Origin of the sequence: Enterocloster citroniae (assembly GCF_040545455.1) — a bacterium.
Classification (GTDB): domain Bacteria; phylum Bacillota; class Clostridia; order Lachnospirales; family Lachnospiraceae; genus Enterocloster; species Enterocloster citroniae.
On sequence record NZ_JBEPLZ010000008.1, the window covers coordinates 231,032 to 252,219 of the forward strand.

Annotated in this window: 9 protein-coding genes; 2 read left to right on the top strand and 7 right to left on the bottom strand. The window is 47.9% G+C overall.

What is annotated here, in order from left to right; translation table 11 throughout:
* Positions 1–23: 23 nt before the first annotated feature.
* Positions 24–551, bottom strand: a complete 528-nt coding sequence (locus tag ABID13_RS13515) for a hypothetical protein (RefSeq protein WP_045093163.1) — start codon at positions 549–551, stop codon at positions 24–26.
* A 177-nt stretch (positions 552–728) separates the two neighbouring features.
* Here ABID13_RS13515 and ABID13_RS13520 point away from each other — a divergent pair, with 177 nt between their 5' ends.
* Positions 729–1,400: a response regulator transcription factor gene (locus tag ABID13_RS13520; protein WP_045093164.1), complete on the top strand. Its 672-nt coding sequence runs from the start codon at positions 729–731 to the stop codon at positions 1,398–1,400.
* The gene (locus ABID13_RS13525; RefSeq protein WP_045093165.1) at positions 1,400–2,665 is read left to right on the top strand and encodes a sensor histidine kinase; all 1,266 of its coding nucleotides are present in this window, start codon (positions 1,400–1,402) and stop codon (positions 2,663–2,665) included. Before ABID13_RS13520 ends, ABID13_RS13525 begins: the two co-directional genes overlap by 1 nt.
* Before the next feature lie 133 nt (positions 2,666–2,798).
* Here the strand turns inward: ABID13_RS13525 and ABID13_RS13530 are convergent, their stop codons facing one another.
* The 6 genes from ABID13_RS13530 to ABID13_RS13555 all read right to left on the bottom strand — a co-directional run bounded on the left by ABID13_RS13530 (position 2,799) and on the right by ABID13_RS13555 (position 20,856).
* Complete coding sequence (locus ABID13_RS13530; protein ID WP_007868561.1) at positions 2,799–4,229, bottom strand: MATE family efflux transporter; 1,431 nt, start codon at positions 4,227–4,229, stop codon at positions 2,799–2,801.
* Positions 4,230–4,331: 102 nt separating this feature from the next.
* On the bottom strand, positions 4,332–5,375 hold the full coding sequence (locus ABID13_RS13535) for an alcohol dehydrogenase (protein ID WP_195415740.1): 1,044 nt from the start codon (positions 5,373–5,375) through the stop codon (positions 4,332–4,334).
* The gene (larA, locus tag ABID13_RS13540) at positions 5,375–6,706 is read right to left on the bottom strand and encodes a nickel-dependent lactate racemase (RefSeq protein WP_082082640.1); all 1,332 of its coding nucleotides are present in this window, start codon (positions 6,704–6,706) and stop codon (positions 5,375–5,377) included. Before larA ends, ABID13_RS13535 begins: the two co-directional genes overlap by 1 nt.
* Before the next feature lie 257 nt (positions 6,707–6,963).
* Positions 6,964–7,176 (bottom strand): ferrous iron transport protein A, encoded by a 213-nt coding sequence (locus ABID13_RS13545; protein WP_007868571.1) that lies wholly within the window; start codon positions 7,174–7,176, stop codon positions 6,964–6,966.
* A 246-nt stretch (positions 7,177–7,422) separates the two neighbouring features.
* Complete coding sequence (locus tag ABID13_RS13550; RefSeq protein WP_048930791.1) at positions 7,423–14,250, bottom strand: doubled motif LPXTG anchor domain-containing protein; 6,828 nt, start codon at positions 14,248–14,250, stop codon at positions 7,423–7,425.
* 279 nt (positions 14,251–14,529) lie between these two features.
* The gene (locus tag ABID13_RS13555) at positions 14,530–20,856 is read right to left on the bottom strand and encodes a doubled motif LPXTG anchor domain-containing protein (RefSeq protein WP_354021041.1); all 6,327 of its coding nucleotides are present in this window, start codon (positions 20,854–20,856) and stop codon (positions 14,530–14,532) included.
* Positions 20,857–21,188 lie beyond the last annotated feature (332 nt).

Genomic DNA, 21,188 nt, shown 5'->3' on the forward strand with positions numbered 1-21,188 from the left:
AGCGATCCGCCGAACACCCCACCTTACTCCAGAATGTCAATACTTACAACCGTGGTCCCATCCAGCACAAGCCTGACAACACTGCCCTCCGCCAGATGGGATACTGATGAAGATTCATGGTCCGTTCCTTTTGTAACAACAGTATCCGATGTCAGGGTCAGGGAGCTTTCCTCGTCTGAGAAATTCATCTCCTTTTGTTCCATCTGTCCCTCCTGACGCTGAGGCGGCGTTTCCCCGTCTTCCGGCTTTTCCGGCGGGTTTTCTCCGTCCGCCGGCTTCTCCGGAGGGGTCTCCCCATCCGCCGGCTTCTCCGGCATGGTTCCATCATTCTGCATTTCGGGTTTTTCAGCCATGACCACGGTTAATGTACTGCTGGTGACAGCGGTTATTTTCGCCATGACGCTTCCGTCATCCTGTCTCATCCCCCGGCCCTGCATCTGCTGCATATTCCCGGCTTCTGTTGTGTCTGCAAATCCTGTCAGCCCTGTTCCCGCCATGACTGCCGCGCACAATCCTGCGCACAGGAATACCCTTGCTGAATTTTTCTTCATATACATTCCTTCTTTCTGTCAGTTGTTTCAGATGATCATCTGATGGCATGAGTATAAAGGGCTATTCTGAAATAAAGCTTAAATTCACAGGATTTCACAGAATGTTCAAATTTCAGTCACGTTTCAGCATGGTATAATATACTGGTAAATAAAAACAGGAAGGAACAAAACGTACCCATGCGCATTTTAATTATTGAGGACGAAAAAAGACTGGCCGACACCCTTGCCGACATGATCGGGGATTCCGGCTATTGCACTGATATCGCATATGACGGGCTGGAAGGGCTGGACCTTGCAAAAAGCAGCATCTATGACGCCATTGTTCTGGATGTCATGCTTCCCGGGCTCAGCGGACTGGATGTCTTAAGCCGCCTGAGAGGCAGCCGTATTATGACGCCGGTACTTATGCTCACCGCCAAATCAGCCCTGGCCGACCGTGTCAGGGGCCTGGACGCGGGAGCGGATTATTATCTGACCAAACCCTTTGAGAATCAGGAATTCCTGGCCTGCCTTCGGGCGGTGCTGCGCAGGCAGGCCGACATCACCCCCGACTCATTTACATATGGTGATCTGCTCCTCACCCCCTCCACCTCACAGCTGTCATGCAACGGGCGGGCGGTTTCCCTAAGCGCCAGGGAACTGGAACTGATGCGTCTCCTGATCCAGAACTGCAGCCAGTTTCTTCCCAAAGAAATGCTGCTGATGAAGGTGTGGGGATATGATTCCAGTGTAAATGCAAACAGTGTGGAAGCCTATATCTCCTTTCTCCGCAAAAAGCTTTCCCTGCTGGATTCTTCTGTCCGCATTACCGTTGTCCGGAATATCGGTTACCGGCTGGAGGTGTCATAATGATAAGAAAGCTGCGTTGGAAATTCGTTGGCATCATGATGACCATCATCACCATTTTTCTGGTTCTTATTTTGACGACCCTTTATTACTCTGCCCAGCTTAACTACCGCAGTCAAAGCATGGACACCCTGCACTCAGCCATCAAGGAAGTCAAGGAAGCCTCATCCGGCAATCCCCCTCCTCCTGCCCCAAGATCCGGGCCTCCTCTGCCCGCAAGAGAGGCCTCCCCCATTCTGGTGGCGGATGTAAAAACAGACGGCTCCATTTCCATTGTAAAAAACAGGATCTTCAGTGTGGACAACAGTGAATTGGAAATGCTTATTGCCCTGGCTGATCAGCAGGAAGGATCATCCGGCACTATGAAGGACCGGCATCTTCGGTTTCTCTGTGATAAGAAACGGCCGGGCGGCGCTGTGCGGTACGCATTTGTGGATATTTACGCGGAGCAGAACTCCCTGTACTGGCAGGCCATTCATTCTGTCATCATTGGCGGCTGCGCCTTTGGAGCATTTTTCATCTTCTCCGTCCTCCTGTCAAAATGGGCGGTAAAACCTGTGGAAACCGCCTGGAAACGACAGCAGCAGTTTGTGGCGGACGCTTCCCACGAACTTAAAACCCCTCTGACCGTCATCCTGTCCAATGCCAATATGCTGGTCCACACACCCGATATCCCCTCAGGCAGGAACCACCAGAGAATCGAGCACATCCAAGCCGAAGCCATACGCATGAAGCAACTGCTTGAAAGCCTTCTCACCCTTGCCAAAAGCGATTCCGGTGAGCAGCCCTGGGAACACTCCCGCATAAGTCTCAGTTTCATTGTAAACAGCAGTATCCTTTCATTTGAACCGGTTGCATTTGATATGGGCAAATATATTTCCAGCCAGGTGGAGGATTCCATCGAGATGGACGGGGACGAAAAGAAATTAAGGCAGCTGACTGATATTCTTTTGGATAATGCCTGCAAATACAGTGCCGAAGGCAGCACCATCCTGGTAAGCCTATCGCGCAGCGGCCCCAAGGAGGCCCTTCTCTCTGTCTCCAATGAAGGATGTCCCCTGTCCGAGGATGAAATGCAGCATATTTTTCTAAGGTTTTACCGGGCCGACCCCTCCAGGGGCGGTATCCCCGGCTATGGACTGGGACTATCCATTGCCCGCAGCATTGCATCGGAACACGGAGCCCGGATCGATGTGACAACAGACGGCGTAAAGAGAAACTATTTTTCAGTCAGGATCCCTGTATGCTTACCTAATACATTGGGCTGACGCTGCGGGACCATGGTATCAGATAAAAACACCGGACCAGCAGCGTTCACTGCATAAATCCGGTGTTCCATTTATTCATACTTTTTATGTTTGTTTAATATCTGTTTTTATATCTGCTCACACTGATTGATTTTTACCTTCCCTGCTCCTCCGCCTCCTTGGGCAGCCAATCCGCTTTCACATAATAGATCAGCATACCGATGGCGCAGATGACCCAGGTAACCGGCCAGCCTGTAAGAACCACAAACATGTTGTGGGTCATGGGGACCGCGATCATGAGATAAATCTGTCTCAGGACCACAAAGCAGCCCAGCATAAAGAACATTGGGATCTTGGAAAGCCCTGCCCCTCTTAATGCACCGTTGAGTATCTGGATCACAGGAAGGATGATGTAGGCTGTGGAGAATATCCGGAGCATACCGCTTCCATTGGCGATCACCTGGGCATCATCCGTAAAGATGCTGATGAGGAATGATGCAAAGAAATACATACAGACAGAACCCACAAGAATCACCAGGGAACACATGGCCCAGGCGGCCCAGATTCCCTTTTTTACCCTTTTATACTTGCGTGCTCCTATGTTCTGGCCCACAAATGTTGTGATGGCCATATTAAAACTCTGAAGCGGAAGCTGCAGGAATCCATCGATCCTCAGCATGGCGGAATACCCGGCCATGGCTGCCGCGCCAAAGAAATTAATATAGGACTGCACCACCACATTGGAAAAGGATGTGATGCTCTGCTGAAGGGCTGCGGGAAATCCCAGGGACACGATCCGGCGGACCATTTTTTTATGGAAACGCACCTTGCGCAGCTCGATCCTGTAATCCTCCTGAGTGTGCATCAGTTTATACAGGACCATGGCCGAGCTGACTGCCTGGGCAATGATGGTGGCAATGGCCACACCTGCAATCCCCATGTGGAACCCACATACAAACAGAAAATCCAGGGCAATATTCACGAGACTGGCCACAGCCAGATAGATCAGGGGATGTTTTGAATCCCCCACTGCCCGCAGGATGCCTGCGCCCATATTATAGAATAGGGAAAATGTGATTCCGCCAAAATAGATCAGCAGATACAGGGAAGAATGGGGCAGCACCTCTTCCGGCACCCCGATGGCCCGCAGCAGAGGTTTGGTGAGAACCATGCCCGCTCCCGTGAACACTATGCTGAGAAGCGCTGTGAGAGCCACAGAGCTGTGAACCGCCCTGCTCATCTCCTCTTTTTGCTTTCCCCCAAAATATTGCGATATGACCACGCCGGCGCCTGCTGAAAGCCCCATAAAGAACCCCACCAGCATGTTGATCACCGGCGTGGACGCCCCCACAGCGGCCAGCGCATTGGTATTCACAAAATTTCCAACCACATAGGAATCCACTGTGTTATAAAGCTGCTGAAAGAAGTTTCCTATGAGCAGTGGAATTGAAAACCATAGTATGGACTTAAATATACCACCCTCAATCATATCCGTATCTGACTGTTGCAATACTACACCCCATTTCCCCGGTCTGCCATGCCTATGGCCTACCTGTCTTTCTGTTTTTGCCATTCCTTTTATCATACATCATTTTTCCAGTATTTTCTATCCCCATCTTACTGTTTCAGCCATACTTCCCGCTATTCCTAGCTATTTACAGAGAAATTCAGCCCTCTGCATTTCCCCCTATTCCACTTTGATCGCATACTTGATCACATGATCCTTTTTGTTCTCAAATACATCATATGCTTCCATTATATGATCCAGCGTTGTCCTGTGGGTGATCAGGCAGCCGGTATCCAGGCGGCCCACCCGGATCAGCTCCATGATCTGTCCGCAGCAGGACGCATCCACGCCGCCTGTCTTAAACACAAGATTCTTACCGTACATATCCGGCAAAGGCAGTGTCTGGGCCTCCCCGTACATGGCCACCACACACACCACTGCGTTAGGTCTGGCAATCTTCCAGGCGGTCTGGAATGTGTCCCTGCCTCCGGCCGCCTCTAAAACAGCATCCGCCCCCCGTCCATCTGTCAGCCGTAGGATCTCCTGCTCCACATTCCGGCTGAGGGGATTTAAGGTCACGTCCGCAAGCCCCCGGGCCTTGGCCAGCTCCAGACGCTCATCCGACACATCCACTGCGATCACCCGGGCCGGGCCATACAGCCGGGCGCACATAAGGGTGCACAGCCCCGTGGGTCCTGCCCCTAAGACGGCCACGGTATCGGCAGGCTTGATCTCAGCCAGGGCAGCGCCCCAGTAGCCGGTAGAAAGCAGATCCCCGGTAAACAATGCCGCCTCATCCGTCACAAGGTCGGGTATCTTTGTCAGCCCATTGTCGGCAAAGGGGATCCTTACATACTCCGACTGCCCGCCGTCTATGCGGCATCCCAGCGCCCATCCGCCGTGTTCGTCCGTGCAGTTGTTCACATAGCCCCTTTTGCAGAAATAGCATTCCCCGCAAAAAGTCTCCACATTGACAGCCACCCGGTCTCCCGGCCTGACCCCCTTGACCCCTGCTCCTATCTTCTCCACGATCCCCACAAACTCATGTCCCAGAATAGTACCCGGCACAGCCTTTGGCACGGCTCCGTGTTTGATATGTATGTCGCTGGAGCAGATGGTGGTAAGGGTTACTTTGATAATGGCATCCTGGGGATGCAAAAGCCTTGGAACCGGGCGCTTCTCCAGGACAATATTCCCTTTGCCTTGATATACGGCTGCTGTCATTAATTGTTCTGACATATGTCTCCTTTCATGGTGCTGCACTCTGTTATTACAGATACCCCGTCCACAATCACAGTGATCAGGGAATCCTCCCGCCCCAGAAGGCGGTCCGCTGTGCGGATCCCTTCCTCCACGCTTCCCGCAGGTATCATGTGCATTTCCCTGACCAGCTGACCGGGCATATCAGAAATATATACCACCCTGGCCTTCTTAAGCACCCTGGCAAATATCTGTGACTGCCACTGGTCAACAATGGTCCGCTCTGCCGGCGTTTTCAAAAATTTTTCCAGAATCCTGTCCTCGTCCGCTTCCTCCCTGAAGGTGCGGTAAAACGCCTCCCCGCCATGGCCGTCCTCTGATCTGGCTGCCATGATGATCACTCCGCCTTTCTTTACAATGGTCTCTGCCGCCGTCATTCCCTTTACCGCCTGATACATGTTCTGATCCAGGGGATACCCGCCATTGGTCACGATCACAATATCAGACGGATCCGCACTGACCTTACAAAGCGGCAGCAGCCATTTCCTCCCCTCAATATGGGCCTGGTCGCAATCCCCGCTAAAGCAGTTGAGAATGATATGATCTGAGTTAAGGACCACATTAACAATAAAAGCCAGCCCTGCCCTGCGGGCAGCGTAAAGCATGTCACGGTGCAGGGGATTGCCCTGGATCCGGCCGGTCCTGGCACAGCTGTCAGCAATAAAGGCGGAATTGTGGTTATACAGTACTGTTTCCCTGGCCGCCACGCCGGGAAGCACGCTTTTTCGTCCCCCTGAAAATCCGGCAAAGAAATGGGGTTCAATGAACCCCTCAGCAACCAGCAGATCCGCCTCCGCTGCCAGCCGGTTCAGAATCAGACGCCCTCCTGAAGGAAGATAACCCAGATCCACCAGCTGTTCCCTGTCGTCACAGTCATGGACCACGATCTTTTCCTTTCCCACAATGTCCCCGCCGAATTTTGCGCTCATCTCCGCCTCCGTCATGCCACGGTGGCAGCCGGTGGCCACCAATATGGTTATATCCGCCCCGGGATTCCCTTCCCGGATCTCACTGAGGATCAAAGGCATGGTGATCCTGCTGGGCACCGGCCTTGTGTGGTCCGAGGTAATGACCACGATCCTCTGCCTGCCCCGGGCCAGTTCCCTTAACCGTTTGCTCCCTATGGGATGCTCCAGGGATTTCCTGACCAGCTCCTCCTCAGAAAACTCCGGCACATACCGGTTAAGCTTTGTGTTCAGCACAGCCCTGATCCGTTTCTTGGAAATGTCTGCCTGCAGCAATCCCCTTCCATAGGGAAGGCTGATCTGTTCTGTAATTTCTTCCATACCTTCCATACCCCTTTTCCTTTATTGCGGCGATTCCCGGACCGGATCTCACTCCTGCCCTTTCCAAATTCGTACCTGTGTTCAATTATAGCATTAAATCCCGTATTTTTATAGATGATATGTCATCAGATTACATCCGTTCCATCCCTATGGCGGGAAAGACAGGGACAACAAGATTGCCGGATCCATATCCTGAAAGGGATATGAACCCGGCATCCGCAATATCTGTATCAGCTTATCTCTTCTTATAAACGCTCCATCCGGCTTTACACCTTAATGCGCGCCGCGATCTCACTTCCGATGGCAAGGCGTACATCATCCCGTCCGATGATGGTGCTGTTCCATCCCTGGCCAAACACGCTGATGGTGCTTCCTTCCTTTATATCATATTGGTTCATGAGCTCCATCACCTGGGGCGCCCCAAACATCCACTTAATGGTGCATTCAGTTCCTGCCTTAACTTCTGTCAATGACTGCATAGCCCTACCTCCATGTATCTTGATCTGTCAGATTTATTGTGCCCTGCTTTTCCGGTATTATCCTGGTCTGATTATAGTTTAATTCTCACAACGGCTGTTAGTCAATGGCAATATGGGTTAGGCGATTTTAATCTTTTTTTGGATATCTTGGCGGCAAAAAGGCAGCGCCTTCCGGCTGGTTTTCCAGCCATTGGGCGCTGCCTGTATTTTATTTCACTCCATGTTTGATTCCATTTTTACCGATTATCAGGACTCTTCTTCCTTCCGCTTCTTGCTTATGGCTGTCAGCATCAGTAAGATACCGGACATCACCATGGTTAATGTTGATTTGGCATAACCCTGACCGGTTTTGGGCAGTGGTGCCAGCGGTACTTCATCATCCTCGATGGTAGTAAATGGTGTTTCGGGAAGTGGTGCCAATGGTACATCCTGGGGATTAATGCTTACTACTCCCGGTCCTCCGTCTGTCTGAGTATAGCGTCCGGCTCCGCCGGAAGTGCTTCCGCCTCCACCGCCGCTGCTTCCGCCGCTTCCACCGGTGGATCTGAAGTTTGCAATAAATGTGGTATCCTGTACAAATGAATCAGCTTTCACTGCATCTGTATTAATGTAGGTCTTACCTGCATTTCCATCAATACTCCAGTTGTTGAACGTGTATCCGCTGTTGGCGCCTGTGGTAACATCTGCCCTTGGGTGAGCCGGTGTTACACTGCCAACCTTGATGATCTCATTGGTCTCCGGATCCCTGGTGATCTGCTGGATGGTGTGAACCTCACTGGTGGTCCCGCTGACGGTTCCGTTATTGCCTGCCACATACGTAAAGGTGATCTGATATTTATCAGGTATTCCATCCGGGGTCTGCGGGTCCTTCCCGCCAATATCATCTAATACATAATATACCTTCACAAGATTGGCGTTGCTGTCAGAACCTGCTGTCCTGGGGCCGTTGGCGCTTTCAAAGATATAGTTCCTGCCGTTAAAGTCTCTTGGCACTGTGGTAAATGGAATTTCTGTTCCGAATGTTACATTGTCCTTGGTATCAACTTCACCTAAGACTCCGTCATAGTAGTATTCAACCCTGTAGCTTAAATCGCCTCTCATGGCAAAGTGGGCTGTATAGGTATCTGCTTCAAATACCTGAGTTTCAGAATTCTTCTTTGGAATAAAGGTTTCATCCACTCCTACCTTCTCACCGGCCTCATTAGTCCAATGGGTAAATACATATCCATCTTCCGCAGCTGCCTTTGCGCCTTCCGGTTTGCCGGTTGCCGGTGCCAGAGTCTCCTCTGCCCGGTTAACGGTTCCTCCAATGTCAGCCACATAGTTGACTGTCACTGATTCATCTTCTTCAAAGTGTGCCGTGTAAGTGGCTGCTACATTCAGCCCGTTTACCTTGGCAGGTACATAGTTCAGATCCGTTCCCACTTCTTCTCCAGCCGCATTGGTCCAGTTTACAAAATGGTAACCCGGCAGTGCTTTTGCCTCGGAACCTGCTGCCACACCGGTCACCGGTGCAAGTGTCTCGCTTTCAGGATCTACGCTTCCGCCTGTTGTTGCCTCATACTTGATGGTAACATCTGCATCCTCTTCAAAATGGGCTGTGTAAACGGCTGCCACATTCAGTCCATCTACTTTGGCAGGTACAAATTTCAGGTCTGTGCCGACTTCTTCTCCGGCTGCATTGGTCCACTTCACGAAATGGTAACCCGGCAATGCTGCTGCTGTGGAACCTGCTGCATCATCTGTCACCGGTGCAAGTGTCTCGCTTCCAGGATCTACATTTCCGCCTGCTGTTGCTCTGTATTCAATCGTTACGTCTTCATCCTCTTCAAAATGGGCTGTGTAAGTAGCTGCCACATTCAGTCCGTTTACTTTGGCAGGTACATAATTCAGATCCGTGCTGACTTGTTCTCCGTCCGCATTGGTCCAGTTTACGAAATGATATCCCGGCAGTGCCTTTGCCTCGGAACCTGCTGCATCATCTTTCACCGGTGCAAGTGTCTCGCTTTCAGGATCTACGCTTCCGCCTGTTGTTGCTTCATACTTGATGGTAACATCCGCATCTTCTTCAAAATGGGCTGTGTAAATAGCTGCCACATTCATTCCGTTTATCTTGGCAGGCACATATGCCGGGTCTTCGCCCACTACATCGCCTGCTGTGTTGGTCCATTTTACAAAATGGTAACCGGGCAGCGCTTCCGCCACGGAACCTGCTGCATTACCGCTTACAGGTGCAAGGGTTTCATAGGATGGCTTCACAGTTCCGCCTTCTGTTGCCCTGTATAAAATGGTAATATTAGAATCTTCTGCAAAGTTCGCCGTATAGGTAGCAGCTACATTCAAGCCATTCACCCGCGCCGGCACATACTTTAAGTCTTTGCTGACTTCGATTCCCTTTTCATTGGTCCAGTTCACAAAGTGATATCCGGGCAGGGAGCTTGCGGTGGAGCCAGCCGCGTCATCGGTAACAGGGGCAAGGGTTTCACTTGGTACACTGACATTTCCGCCCGCTGTTGCCACATAATTGATGGTTACATCCGCATCCTCTTCAAAATTAGCCTTAAACGTAGTTGCTTTATAAATGCCGCCGGCTTTTGCCACTGCATCGATTTCCTGAGTGTCTAAGACTGGGGTGGTTCCCACCTCCCGGTCATTCACTGTCCAGTTCACAAAGTGGTAACCTGGCAATGGTGTTGCTTCGGAACCTTCTGCAATACCGGTTGCCGGAGCGACCGTTTCGCTTTCAGGGTTCACACTGCCGCCAATGCCTGCCACATAAGTTAAGGTTACATCCTCATTTTCTTCTAATAATATACAGATCCTCTGGACTGCTCTGGTATCCTTCACGCGGTACTTACCAGCTAATGCATTCTCTGTTCCTGTGGGAACGCTGTCTCCCGTCAGATAGACTGCTTTATCCACACTGTATCCTGGCAGGGAATCCGGAACTATCTTTAAGATATCCTGCTGGGACGTGGAGGTCTCTGAAATGTTAATATCATCATACGCATATACATATGCCGGACCTACTTTGTATCCTTCATCAGCCACTTGTTCATAGCCTGTTCCCGTACTCTTCCAGTATTCCACCTCAACGGTTCTTGGAAGTCTGTAGGTGATGTGCAGGCGCGACTCTTTGCCTTCATGGAATACTTCGTCACTTAATCCTTCAAATGCAATAGCTTTGCTGTCTCTTAATGTGGCATAAATTGCAGCAGACCACCCTGTGTCTGTTTCATCTGTCTCATACTGCAGGTATACGGAACTGATCTGAGCCCCTTCATGGGCCAATTCAGTCTGAGCTTTGCTGTATGCCAGAATTTCATTTACCCCATCAAGGGTCAGGTCCTCACCGCTCTGGGTTCCATTCTTTTTGTAGGTCAATGGAGCATTATCAGGGCCGTAGTCCTCATACATTTCAATCCAGTCGCCATAGCTGAGATCAGGATTTATATCAGGATAATATGCCCAAACCTTAAAGGTTCCTACTTCCTTCCACACTGCGAACAGAATGTCATCCCCTGCGGTCAGAGTATATGTTTCACCCGGCTCATAGGCGGCGCCTGTTCCGTCTGCTTCTGTTTTCCAACCTGCAAAGTAGTATCCGTCTCTGGTAAACTCATTTTCCTTTACAATGACACCACCGCCCACGTTTCCTTTACTTGGTTCCATGGTTCCGGCGCCTTTATTTGCATCGTAGGTAAGGGTATCCATAGCTCCCTCCCACACTGCGTAGAAGGTCATTCCGTCAATCCATCCGCCTTCCGGCTTGCTGGGTGTGAACTTAAGGTCGGCAGAAATAGGTTCTCCCGCACCCTCGTCATTGTCAAACCATCCCTTAAACACGTATCCTGAAGGTGTTGTTCCTGTTGATCCCTTTGGATTTTCAGTATACGCCTTAAAATGTTCCTTGGTTCGAGATACGCTTCCTCCCCCTATGGCCTCGTAATGAACCGTTATGGATGGATTCGGAATATACTTGGCATAGAAGTTAGCCATCTTGTCAACCTGATACGGGAATTCGGCTGTCTGGCTGCGGTCAGCGTCTGTGTACCATCCGCTGAATACATACTCCACACCGTCTGCTGTCTTAGAAGCAGGATAGTTCTTCTTAGGTGATGTAGTATCACCAATCTTTACATCATAGCTCTCCACGGGCTGGTATCCGCTTTCACCTGCATCCCACAGCCAATAGGTTGCCGTAGCCTTCTCTTTGGTGGTTACGCTGGCTGTCATATCCACATGGTAGACTGCCTTGTTTGCGTCATGTCCTGTTCCATTTGCATCCACCCATCCCATGGGATAGGTTATTTTGTAAGGTGCGTATGAAATTTCCACATCAATGTCATTAACCGAAACTCCGTAAAGGTCTGCTATGACTTTCTTAATATTGGCATCAGCCGGGTAGGTAATGACTCTGCTGGCCGGATCATCAAGACTGTAATGTCCCTTTCCTCCTGCCATATCCGTTCCATACTGATTCTTAATACCGCTTACATCAATATTTCCCTGCCCTACATACTTCCAATCCTTATCCAGCAATGAACCAGGATCCATGCCGGGCCTCTGAACATAGAAATATGCTTTTACTTCATTCCGTTTAACGGTAATTTCAAATTCCTGTGTGCGCCGGCTTCCCCATGCATAATATGAATAGGTAATAGTCACCTTCTTGCTGCCGGCATCATTGGCATGAACAAGCGCATATGGATACCAGTCAGTTCCGCTCTTTGTCACGCTCACTATACTGGGATCAGATGAAGTCCATGTTCCCCCAGTGAAGGCATTGCGTGCCTGAAGGGTTATGGTCTGCCCCGCATACATTGTATAGGAGTCCTTATGATATTCTGTACCAACAATTGCATAGATGGAAAAATGTTTTGCTTCAAATGATACGGATGCCTCATCAACGGATGTACCAACCGCTTCCACATTCACAATATCCGCTGCCGTAATATCGATCTCCTGTGCAGCTGCCTTTTCTTTCTCATTCTTGTCATTGTCCTGAACAGTCTCAACATACATAACCTCAACGTTGTCGGACTGGGCATTCTGCTCTTGTACAGGAGCTCCCGCAAATGTTACCTTTACCCGTTTGCTTCCGCCCCAGATGTCGGAATCCAGCAGCTTATCGCCTAACCAGAGGTTAATATCATAAGCCATAACGGATGAAACAACTGCGCCATCCGCATCTGCCTGCGCGGTTTCTTTTACTGCATTTTCAACATCTTCATTTACCCTTGCAGCGGATGCCGTCACTCCAACAGGGAGAACGCCTTCGTCTGCACTGATATAAATGATCACGCCGTCTTCCATCACAATGGGTTCCAGCTCAACTGCCGGATGCGCCATGGTTTCATTCATATAAACCTGTACATCCTGCTCTTCATAGATATCCGGAACAGAATACCATGCTGTCTGAGAACCATTGTCATTATCAACAACTGCGTCAGCCTCAATGATCTCATCATTGACAGAAACATAATCAATTGCGGAACCAAGCTGGTTCTTAACGCCAAAGGTTAATGTTCCGCCTTCTTCCACGCCCCTGAGTCCTTCCACGATCCGTGCGCTTGCCTCGGGGTAAACAGCGTAACAAACCTTGTACCCGTCAAAATCATCCAAAGCCTTCAGCTGGTTGATGGTAGTTACATATGCCTTTGCAGTGGAGCAATACCCCATTCCAACCAGATCCGCTGTTCCGGCCTTGGAAACATGGGTCTCCTCTGAAGGAGCTTCCTTTGTCTGCTCTGCGGTGGATGATGTAGCGGTTCCAACCGTTTCTTCCGGCTCTGAAGGCACATCTGCCTTGCTTTCGCTGCTGTCTGCAAAATCGCTTTCTGCCGGTGTTGTGTCCTCCGTATCCGGTACAGTGGTCTCTTCGTCAGCTTCAGCGATTGTATCTTCTGCTGATTCCTCGGGAGCCTGTGCGGACTCGGTGGGATCAGCTGCTTCCGAAGTGTCTGTAATCTCCTCGGTTGCTTCTGTTGCTTCTGTTACTTCGGCTGCATCTTCTTTTTCAGGAGTTTCTGTACCCTTAGGTTCTTCCTCTTTTTCCGGTTCAGGAGCTTCTGTCTCTTCCTTTGCCTCAGGTGCTGCTTCGCTGTTCTCGCTGTCTGCAACTACCGGAGCGTAATGACGCATGATGGATGCCACCGGTTCAGCTGATTCAGTCTTAGGAGCTTCTGTTTCGGGAGCCTCTGTTTCAGGAGTATTTTCCTCAGCGGCTTCTGTTGTTTCTTCCGGCTGCGCCTCTGTCTGGCTTTCTTCCGGAGCTGCTGTGGTTGCATCTGCTGCATCTGTCTCTTCCGGAGCAGTTGTACTCTCATCCGGAGAAGTGCTTTCTTCTGCGGCAGTGGTTTCTTCCGGTACAGTTGTTTCTTCCGGTACGGTTACATTCTCATCCGGTACGGTTGTTTCTTCCGGATTCACGGTCTCTGCGGGAGAAGTTGTCTCTTCTGCAGATGGTTCCTGTGTTTCCTCGGGGGCAGGTGTCTCAACCGGTTTGGAAATAATATTGACTTCCTCATCACCGTATGCTGCCTCGTAACTCTTTACAGTTACCCGCTTGGTCTTTTTAACCTTTTCCGTACCATCATCCATTCTTGTGATCTCTGTGGTACAGCTGATGGTCCCCTCTCCGTTGTTTACATATAAGAAGATAATCTCCTCATCGCCGGTTACCATGTACATGTCATCGGCATCCTCGGGCAGACGTACAAACACTCTCAGTTCAGCATCCATGCTGCCGCCTTCCGGATCGGGGAACGCCTCGTATATCTTACCTTCCCCAAATAATAATTCCTCAAATTCAGCGATCTTTCCATTGGTGAAATCGAGGTCATCCGCTGTAATTTCATTACCATCGGCAATCGCCTCTTCAACGGCTTTCACAAGCTGTGAACCGCTCATTGAAAATGTAACTGATTCCGATGAGCCGGCTGCATATGCTGTATTCATATTTGCGCCCACATTTGTGAAGATCATCGCTGCCGCAAGTACAAATGCAAGAAATCTTCTCTGCACACTGTGCATGTTTCTTACAATTGCCCTGGCTCCACTTCTTCTTTCCATATTGTTTCTCCTCTCTTAAGATCTTTATTTTCCAAAAACAGGTTTTTATTTTCTAAAAACAGTATATCAAACCACAGTTACAAATCAGTTACATTTTTAGGAAAAACGTAAATTTGTTTTGTAATCGTATTATTAGACATGTGTTGATTTTTGTATGAGTAATATGAGATTTTTTCACCTCAAAGCGCAAAGAAGGCGGCACCCTCCGGCTGATTTCTCAGCCGTCAGATGCCGCCTTCTTTCTTATTTAATACTTAATTTTTGTTTACCTTCCGATTATCAGGAATCCTCTTCTTTTCGCTTCTTGCTCATAGCCGTCAGCACAAGGAAGATACCGGACATCATCATTGTAAGTGTTGACTTAACAGAACTCTGTCCTGTCTTTGGCAGCCCTGCTAACGGAATCTCTCCGTCATCAATGAGCGTTGTGTCAACTGGTGATCCTGGAAGCTGTGCCAATGGTACGTCTTCCGGCATAATGGTTACGCCTGGGCCACCTTCAGATGGGGTTACACGGCCTGGGGTAGAACCACCGCCGCCTCCGGAGGAACCGCCAGAGGATGTCTTTACATAGTTAACCTTAATAATTCCATCCTTGGCAATTGTCTCTGGTAATTGCTCTGGATTATAGTTTCCAAACCTATAACCCGAATAACTCTTATGTGTGATTTCCTGTACCATTAAGATATCAGGATCGTTCACCCACTTGGTCTCGCTTACAGTTTCAGTATCGCGGGCTGCCTGCTCGCCTACCACCCAATGCTCTACTGTGTAGCTGATAGTCTTTGTCTGGCTGTCATCCTTCACATAGTTAACCTTGATCACGCCGTCCTTTGCAATCATCTCTGGCAGGGTCTCCGGATCATAGCTTCCGAACTTGTAGCCGGTGTAGTCCTTATGCGTGATCTCCTGTACTGTTAAAGTATCAGGTTCGTTCACCCACTTGGTCTCGCTTACAGTTTCAGTATCGCGGGCTGTCTGCTCTCCTACCACCCAGTGCTCTACTGTGTAGCTGATAGTCTTTGTCTGGCTGTCGTCCTTCACATAGTTGACCTTGATCACGCCATTCTTTTCAATTATCTCTGGCAGGGTCTCCGGATCATAGCTTCCGAACTTGTAGCCGGTGTAGTCCTTATGCGTGATCTCCTGTACTGTTAAGGTATCAGGTTCGTTCACCCACTTGGTCTCGCTTACAGTTTCAGTATCGCGGGCTGTCTGCTCTCCTACCACCCAATGCTCTACTGTGTAGCTGATAGTCTTTGTCTGGCTGTCGTCCTTCACATAGTTGACCTTGATCACGCCGTCCTTTGCAATCGTCTCTGGCAGGGTCTCCGGGTCATAGCTTCCGAACTTGTAGCCGGTGTAGTCCTTATGCGTGATCTCCTGTACTGTTAAGGTATCAGGTTCGTTCACCCACTTGATCTCGCTTACAGTTTCAGTATCGCGGGCTGTCTGCTCGCCTACCACCCAGTGCTCTACTGTGTAGCTGATAGTCTTTGTCTGGCTGTCGTCCTTCACATAGTTAACCTTGATCACGCCGTCCTTTGCAATCATCTCTGGCAGGGTCTCCGGGTCATAGCTTCCGAACTTGTAGCCGGTGTAGTCCTTATGCGTGATTTCCTGTACTGTTAAAGTATCAGGTTCGTTCACCCATTTGGTCTCGCTTACAGTTTCAGTATCGCGGGCTGTTTGCTCTCCTACCACCCAGTGCTCTACCGTGTAACTGATGGTTTTCTTCTGACTCAAATCTTTCTCAAAGTTTGCAGTAAAAATCAAATCGCCATAAGAACCATATTCAATGATGGTTGTTATCTCATCATGAGGCCTTCCGCTTACAACCATATTTTCATCATATTCCCAACCGGTAAAAACATATCCGATTTTGTTAGGATTGATCAATGTTATTGGATTACCAAGCAGACTCTTATGTGTATATTGATTTGGGTTAGGATTGTCAACATCATTATCTTCTCCCCATGTTACGCCATCAACATTTTCATAAGTAATTGAAAATGTTTTTGAAATACAATGGAAAATCACAATATTATCTTCTTCCTTGCTCAATTCATATACAACAAATCCTTCTTGTACCTCATACCCACCGATTTCCGATAAGCTCAAATCCGGGTAAACAGTAATTTTATTTACCTCACTAGTAAGATTAGGCACACTATGAATTACATCCCCATCATCATCTACATACTGTATTGTATAATTGAATGATAATTCACCTGGTGCATAATAAGTGAATGTAATAACATTTTCAGATGCGATGCTCTTTAACACAAAATGTTTACTCACTGCATCCACTACATATCCTGCAAATTCACCTGTAGGAACAATAGCTTTTTCTAATATAGATTCGCCTATAACACCGCTCCCCTGCTTATCATCAGCTATTTTATCTCCATTTGATGCAATATAATGTACAGAGTACGTAGTATTAATGTCCTCATCCCAACCAGCATAATAAACAGCGCTACTAGTAAATTTCATTGCCGGATCAAATTCCCTACCTGTACCATCCTCATTATCAAACCATCCAGTAAATATATATCCCTGGCGAGATGGTGTTGCAGGTGCTTCTACCGTATTATCATATTCTACATCCTTCACCGCAGCAACTTCGGACTGGTTCATAAAAGTAACTGTAAAATTGGGCAATACCCAATCAGCATAAAGAGCAAGGCCGGCCGGCATTTTTGTTATAGTATTAAGTTCTGTATGCTCCGGATCCACATACCATCCATTAAACACGGCCCCTTCAATCGGAACTGAAGGTTCTGATAAGTATTTAGTTAAATCAGTTCCTATCTTTACTGAATTACTGCTTATTTTCTGACCATTATATCCGTATAAATCCAAAGCATATGAATTTGCCTTGTAGTAGAAGTGTACCTGTTGTCCATCTCTCGTTGAATTTCCAAACGTACACCCTTCATGATCTCCTTGCGTATATCCTACTATATCATAAAATTCAGAATCTCTATACAGATAATTGAATCTAACATCTATGGCCTTATACAGCCCATAGGTCACCCCATTATACAGTTTGGTTTCAACTCCATCACCGCTGTAATTCTCCAGCCAATAATGAAGTGTCTGTACTTTATTGGTTGAAAAAGTGTGAGAGTATAGCCTTCTGTTCCCCGATGGCATGGTATCAATATTAACAAATTTATCGTTATTTACATTTGTAAAAGACCATGCATGCTGAGGATATGGAATATTGAATGTATCCTTCCAAAGCTGTGTAATGTTTGCACCATATTTTGCACTTAAAGTCACACTTTCATAGCAGCTGTCACTATGTGTATGTTCTGTTTTCCTACATGTTAGATTCCCACGCCGGTCGTAACACCATGATCCATGGTTATGTTCACTCAATCCACATGTAGCATTTCCAGACGGCCACCATATTGTATACTCATTTCTTGAATACCGTACATAAATAACCGTACTACCGTCTGGCTTAACCACCGCGCTTGAAGCTTCCTTAAATGTAAAATTAGCCGAATCCAACTGTGACGGATTACCATCTCCTGCCTTAACAGTAACAGTTGACCCTGTCTCAGCTTTTTTCACACTACTGGTAAGGTAAGAATAATTAACATCATCTGCATTCTCTATCAAATATACGATTGTATAATCAACAAGTGTAGGCGTCCATTTTGCATACAATGTAATATCTGATATTAAATCAATTGTACCTCTTATCTGATTACCTATACCTTCCGGATTTGCATACCATCCACCGAAGGTATACCCTTCTTTCTCAGATCCAGCAGCAACAGACTGTTTACTTTCATACAGCCCCTTTTGATATGGCACATAAGAACCGCCATCTGTTTCATAGGTTAGTCTATATGCATTCCTATTGTAATATACATTTACTACCGTCTGTCCATCCGCCGATATCTCTTTTTGCTCAATTGGCCTCTGAACAGTAAATCCCGCTTTATGAATTGGCTGCGCGTCTGTCAATTCACCGTTTTTTCCGTTTACATGGGCTTCTGCCCCTGTATCTTCAGTGTAGTTTTCATCATCCAAATTCTGAAAAAAATGTTTTACTGTATAATCCGCTGCATTCGCTATATATATTACAGTCACAGTCACAGATGAATTATCTGAAAAGCTACCCGTCAACTTCCAATCAGATACTTCAAAACCACTTGGGGAGTTTTCTGCTAATTCTACGTAATAGCCTTCAATAGCGGGTACTGAGTAACTAAAGTTATACTCGCCATCAACAGCTATCACTTCCTCTTTGTATGTTTCTCCCGCAACCAATCCATTTTCATAAAGTGGTTGGACGGTAATAAGTTTAACATCTCCAGTTACAGGTGGAGTAACAGATGTTACAACAGTGTAGATAGAAAAATGTTCTGTTGCAAATGTAACTTGGTTTTCAGTAACATTAATCATCTCAGGAACCGGTTCTACCGAAATTACATCATTCGCAGTAATATTGGCCTGAGGTACATTCTCCTTTCCAGTAGCCACATACATAACTTCTATTGTATCAGCCACTTTGCTATTTTCTTCTAGTGGAGTTCCAGTGAATGTAACTTCTACTGATCCACTCCAAATCTGATCGTCAAGTTTATTCCCATTCTGATCAAGCAGATCAATATTATACGATAATGCTGAAATAACTTTCTTTTCTTCACCAGATGCCACTGCATCTGCCTCAACATTTGCTTTTACAGCATCTTCGATTCCTGGAACAGCACTTGCAACAGCCGTCACATATGCAGGTAAAACACCTTCATCGGCATGAATATGAATAATCATACCATCCTTCATAGGAGGCAAGGTTAAATCAAACTCCGGATGCTCTCCCGTCTCCGTCATATAGACTTCAACTTCCTGCTCCTCATAAATCTCAGGAACAGAGTACCAGGCAGTCTGTGAACCGTCATCATTATCCGCCACAGAATCAACCGAAAGGATCTCTCCATTCGCAGTCACATTCTCTACCGCATAACCAATCTGGTTCTTAACGCCGAATGTTAATGCCTGACCTTCCTCAACGCCTCTCGGCCCTTCCACGATACGGGCGCTGGCTTCCGGATAGATTGCATAAGAGATCTTATACCCCTCAAAGTCATCCAAAGCCTTCAGCTGATTGATCGTAGTCACATAAATCTTAGCTGTGGAACAATAGCCTATTCCAACCAGATCCGTTGAACCTGCTGCTGAAACATTGTCTTCTTTCTCAGGCGCCTGTGTCGGCTTTGCCTCTGATGAGGAAGCCACGTCAGGAACTTTCTGGGTGGGAGTCTCGGCTTTGCCCTCGCTCTCGTCTGCAGTGCTGCTCTCTACCGGTGCTGCCGTTGTCTCGTCTGTATCAGGTACAGCGGTCTCGCCGTCAGCTGCCGTGGTAGTCTCATCTTCCGAAGCCTGTGTGGAATCGGTTGGATCAGTTGGCTGGTCTGCTTCTGTTGACTCTTCCTTGCTGGGAGCCTCAGTTGCTTCCGTCTGCTCTGCTTCTGTTGCCTCTTTCTTTGTGGGAGCCTCGGTCTCCTTTGGTTCTTCCTCTTTCTCAGGTTCGGGAGCTTCTGTCTCTTCTTTAACTTCTGCTGCATCTGCCCCATCATTATTCTCATTATCAGCAACTACCGGTGCGTAGTGACGAATGATGGACGCCACAGGTTCGGTCGCCTCTGGTTCAGGAGCTTCCGTCTCAGGGGCCTCGGTCTTCTCTGGTTCGGTTGCTTCCTGAGTTTTTTCCTCAGCTGCTTCCGTTGTGGCCGGTTCTTCTGTGGAAGCCTCAGTCTCACTCTCAGCCGGGGCCTCTGTTGTATCCTCCGGTAAAGCAGCCTGGGTCTCATCGGTTTCCTGAGTCTCATCAGGTGTTGTTGTTTCATCAGATGTTGTTTCATCAGGAGCTTCTGTTGTTTCATCCGCTGCCGTGGTCTCATCCGCTGCTGGCGCCGTGGTCTCTACCTGGCTCTCGGTTTCTGATGGAGCAGTTGTCTCCTGTGCCCCTGGCCCGTTTGTATCTTCAGGTGCAGGTGCGGGTGTTTCTGCCGGCTTGGAAATATGATTCACTTCCTCATCGCCGTATGCTGCCTCATAACTCTTTACAGTAACGCGTTTGGTCTTTTTAACCTTCTCTACACCATCATCCATTCTTGTGATCTCAGTGGTGCAGCTGATGGTATCTTCCCCGTTATTTACGTATAAGAAGATAATCTCCTCATCGCCGGTTACCATATACATGTCATCAGCATCTTCCGGCAGCCGAACGAACACGCGTAGTTCTGCGTCCATACTTCCGCCTTCCGGATCAGGGAACACTTCATAGATCTTTCCCTCACCGAAGAAGAGTTTCTCAAATTCAGCAATCTTTCCATTGGTGAAATCGAGATCCTCTGCCGTCACTTCATTGCCATCAGCGATTGCTTCATCAATGGCTTTGACAAGCTGTGAACCGCTCATCGTGAAGGTGACGGATTCTGACGAACTGGCTGCCAGGGCCGTATTCATATCCGCACCAACATTGGTTAGGATCATGGCCATTGCAAGCAGGAACGCCAGAAGTCGTTTTTGAGCACTGTACACTGTCCGCGACAGCGCCCTAGACCTTTTTCTTCCTTCCATACATATTCTCCTCTCAAGATATTTCTTTTCCAAAACAGGGATAATTTGCTATTGTCTGGAACAAGTATATCAAATGGCAGTTACAAACGGGTTACAAATTAAGATTTATTAAAATTTTTCTTAAATAATCTATTCCCCGCTTTTAACCTATGCCCTTATCATATCAGATGGGGCGTTACCAAAAGCGTTATTTCGACCACTTTTTTCGTTACTATTTCTTTTTTTATCTGCATTTTTCGATTTTATTTTTAACCTATTTTTCATTTTTTTGTAATATTATCAGACAGCTTTTCTTTGGATTTTTCCATACTTCTTCCGCCTGTTTCTAACGT

Coding starts and splice junctions, on each gene's coding strand:
- ABID13_RS13555 (WP_354021041.1), bottom strand. CDS start 20,856: ATGGAAGGAAGAAAAAGGTCTAGGGCGCTGTCGCGGACAGTGTACAGT.
- ABID13_RS13515 (WP_045093163.1), bottom strand. CDS start 551: ATGAAGAAAAATTCAGCAAGGGTATTCCTGTGCGCAGGATTGTGCGCG.
- ABID13_RS13550 (WP_048930791.1), bottom strand. CDS start 14,250: ATGGAAAGAAGAAGTGGAGCCAGGGCAATTGTAAGAAACATGCACAGT.
- ABID13_RS13535 (WP_195415740.1), bottom strand. CDS start 5,375: ATGACAGCAGCCGTATATCAAGGCAAAGGGAATATTGTCCTGGAGAAG.
- ABID13_RS13545 (WP_007868571.1), bottom strand. CDS start 7,176: ATGCAGTCATTGACAGAAGTTAAGGCAGGAACTGAATGCACCATTAAG.
- ABID13_RS13525 (WP_045093165.1), top strand. CDS start 1,400: ATGATAAGAAAGCTGCGTTGGAAATTCGTTGGCATCATGATGACCATC.
- ABID13_RS13520 (WP_045093164.1), top strand. CDS start 729: ATGCGCATTTTAATTATTGAGGACGAAAAAAGACTGGCCGACACCCTT.
- ABID13_RS13530 (WP_007868561.1), bottom strand. CDS start 4,229: ATGATAAAAGGAATGGCAAAAACAGAAAGACAGGTAGGCCATAGGCAT.
- larA (WP_082082640.1), bottom strand. CDS start 6,706: ATGGAAGGTATGGAAGAAATTACAGAACAGATCAGCCTTCCCTATGGA.